We start from the raw sequence: 484 nt of genomic DNA on the forward strand, positions 1-484 counted from the left end.
ATTTACGCTGACATTTGCACCGATTGTGACTCGCGGCTATGAATCCAGTAAACGAGATGTGCGGATTGAAGGCACGGGTATCTTAGGTGGTATGAACTATCGGGTCAGCGAAGGGCCGTTACAAGGGATGAATTTCTTTCTTGCTGCCGATAAAGGGCGGGAAAAGCGCGATGGCAGTACGCTGGGCGATCGCCTGAATTACTGGGATGTGAAAATGAGTATTCAGTATGACTTTATGCTGAAGTAAGAAATAACGCCGGAGAGAAAAACCTCCGGCGTTTCAGATTGTTGACAAAGTGCGCGTTGTTTATGCCGGATGCGGCGTAAACGCCTTATCCGGCCTACAAAATCGTGCTAATTCAATATATTGTAGAAACCTTGTAGGCCTGATAAGCGTAGCGCATCAGGCAACTACGTTTTTATTGCGAAGCCGCATCCGGTTTACGCAATGCCAGTGGATTGAGCTTTATCCCTTCGTAATAAC

1 protein-coding gene and 2 pseudogenes are annotated in these 484 nt (G+C 47.1%); 2 read left to right on the forward strand and 1 reads right to left on the reverse strand.

Annotated elements, in window-relative coordinates:
* Positions 1-247: pseudogene (locus FHC51_RS22460) on the forward strand (glucuronide uptake porin UidC); the annotation flags it as partial.
* Positions 248-311: 64 nt separating this feature from the next.
* A pseudogene (locus FHC51_RS23130) lies at positions 312-410 on the forward strand (hypothetical protein); the annotation flags it as partial.
* A gap of 9 nt (positions 411-419) precedes the next feature.
* Here FHC51_RS23130 and FHC51_RS23335 read toward each other — a convergent pair.
* On the reverse strand, positions 420-484 hold a 65-nt coding region (locus tag FHC51_RS23335; RefSeq protein ID WP_375373824.1), incomplete at its 5' end, for a hypothetical protein.

This window comes from Leclercia sp. EC_58, assembly GCF_019584355.1.
Taxonomy (GTDB): Bacteria; Pseudomonadota; Gammaproteobacteria; order Enterobacterales; family Enterobacteriaceae; genus Enterobacter.